This is a genomic window from Streptomyces sp. NPDC054840 (assembly GCF_053611065.1).
The window spans coordinates 1-2468 of record NZ_JBSGZP010000884.1; the positions used below are offsets into that span (position 1 = coordinate 1).

Annotated in this window: 2 protein-coding genes; both read right to left on the bottom strand. The window is 72.7% G+C overall.

The features are described 5' to 3' along the window. Positions 1 to 30: 30 nt before the first annotated feature. Positions 31 to 1458 (bottom strand): dihydrolipoyl dehydrogenase family protein, encoded by a 1428-nt coding sequence (locus tag ACWGIU_RS35485; RefSeq protein ID WP_453712210.1) that lies wholly within the window; start codon positions 1456 to 1458, stop codon positions 31 to 33. Between the two features lie 264 nt (positions 1459 to 1722). Next, complete coding sequence (locus ACWGIU_RS35490) at positions 1723 to 2310, bottom strand: TetR/AcrR family transcriptional regulator (RefSeq protein WP_453712209.1); 588 nt, start codon at positions 2308 to 2310, stop codon at positions 1723 to 1725. Between the last annotated feature and the right edge of the window lie 158 nt (positions 2311 to 2468).

A 2468-nucleotide genomic window follows, 5' to 3' on the forward strand; every position in this document is an offset into this window, starting at 1 on the left:
CCGTGTCCAGGCCCCGCGCGGGGCCGGTCCTCAGCCTCGGTAGGTCTCCAGCAGGCGCAGCCAGACCTCGCTGATGGTCGGGAACGACGGCACCGCATGCCACAGGCGCTGGATCGGGACCTCACCCGCGACCGCGACGGTGGCCGCGTGGATCAGCTCCGCGGCGCCGGGGCCGACGAAGGTCACCCCGAGGAGGACCTCGCGGTCGAGGTCGACGACCATGCGGGCCCGGCCCTTGTAACCGTCGGCGTACAGACCGGCGCCGGACACCTTGGACATGTCGTAGTCGACCGCGCGCACCCGGTGCCCGGCCCGTTCGGCCTCGGCCAGGGTCAGGCCCACGGCTGCGGCCTCCGGATCGGTGAAGACCGCCTGGGGGAGGGCGCGGGTGTCAGCGGTCGGCGTGTGCGCGCCCCAGGGCGCGGTGTCCAGCGGGGTGCCGGCCGCGCGGGCCGCGATCACGGCGCCCGCGATCCGGGCCTGGTACTTGCCCTGGTGAGTGAGGAGCGCGCGGTGGTTGACGTCCCCGACGGCATACAGCCAGTCATGCCCGGGCACCCGGCAGGTGTCGTCCACGTCGATCCACCGACCGGCGGGCAGGCCGACGGTGTCCAGCCCGATGTCCTCGGTCCGTGGTGCGCGGCCCGTCGCCATCAGCAGCTCGTCGCCCTCCAGCGTCTCGCCGCCCTCCAGGACCACGCTGACGGGGCCGGTCGAGCCGTCCCGTACCACCGCCTTCACGGACACCCCGGTACGGACCACCGCCCCGGCCTCGCGCAGCGCGTCGGTGACCAGTTCACCCGCGAAGGGCTCCATCCGCGGCAGCAGCCCGGAGCCGCGTGCGAGGACGGTGACCTGCGAGCCGAGGGCCTGCCAGGCGGTGGCCATCTCGACGGCCACCACCGAGCCGCCCACGATCAGCAGCCGGCCGGGGGCCTCCTGCGCGGAGGTCGCCTCCCGGCTGGTCCAGGGGCGGGCCCCGGCGATCCCCGGGAGGTCCGGGATCACGGCCCGGGTGCCGGTGGCGACGACCACCGCGTGCCGGGCCGACAGGATGTGGTGTTCGCCCTCGGGACTGGTGACGGCGACCTTGCGGACCCCGTAGAGCCGACCGTGCCCCCGGTACACGTGGGCGCCGGTCGAGTCGATCCAGTCGATCTGACCCTGGTCCTTCCAGTCACCGGTCCAGTAGTCGCGGTGCGCGAGGACCGTCGCCGTGTCCAGGGGCCCCTGGACGGCGCCGGCCAGGCCCGGCACCCGGCGGGCGTCGGCCCGGGCCAGCACGGGGCGCAGCAGGGCCTTGCTGGGGATGCAGGCCCAGTACGAGCACTCGCCGCCCACCAGTTCGCTCTCGACGAGCGCCGTGCTCAGCCCGGCGGCGCGGGTCCGGTCGACGATGTTCTCACCGGCCGGACCCCCGCCGAGGACCACCACGTCGTACTCCACCGCTTCCGACACAGACACCTTCCAAGGGTTCCGGAGAGTCCACCAGGACCCATGGGAATCCCGGTCAGAGGCACATATCCCGTCACTCTACGTGCGCTGTCCGGGACATGTGTGAGAGGGCGGGCGGCCTCGGCGTGGTGACGCCCATGGTGAGACCCGCGGTGATGCCCTGACCCGCCGGCTGGACGCCCTGCCCCGACGACGAGGTGCCCGCCCGCGCCCACGGCCCCTTCGTTCCACCCGCCCGCCCCCGGTGCGCCGGCCCCGCGGACCAGGTCAGGCGCCGACCGACCGCCAGATGTGGTCGGGCAGTTCACGGGCGGCTTCCTCCAGGTCGACGTCTCCCACGGTGAGCCAGCGCCGGACGACGGCGACCACCGGGCCCAGGGCAAGGGACTCGATCAACGGGGCGGAGAGTGCGGCGAGTTCGCCCGATTCCTGGTGCGCATGGATCCAGAGGGCGATCGGTGTCAGCCGGGCCTCCTGCGAATCACGGATCTGGCGTGCGTTCGCCATGCCCAGACGGTCTGCGGTGACCGAGTGGATGAGGCGGGCCGCGTCGGGATGGGCCCGCACGAAGTCCAGATAGGCCAGAACGACGGCCCGGATGCCGGAGCGGGCGTCGGGCGCCCGGAGCAGCGCTGGTGCGAGTTCCTTCAGGAGCTGTTCCAGGGAGCGCAGCGCGAGTGCGGCGACCACGCCGTCGAGGCTGCCGAAGTGGTGGTAGATGCTGCCGGAACTGACCCCGCTGGCGCCGGTGATGGTCCCGAGGGTGAGACCGGCCTCCCCGGACGAGGCGTAGAGGCGCAGCGCCGTGTCCAGGACCTGTTCGACGGTGGCTTCGCCGCGTTGTTGCTTCGGCATCGGGCAGGCGTCCTCGGTCTCCTCGCGGCGGCGGATCTCCTCGACCCTCGTCGGGTGCAGCCTAAAGCACCACCCTTACCAGATTCTTTTCTAGAACAACTTTCCGATCTGCGAGCAGCGGCCCCCACCGGGGCGCATGGAAGGGTGATGCTCCACCC

Coding starts and splice junctions, on each gene's coding strand:
- ACWGIU_RS35490 (WP_453712209.1), bottom strand. CDS start 2,310: ATGCCGAAGCAACAACGCGGCGAAGCCACCGTCGAACAGGTCCTGGAC.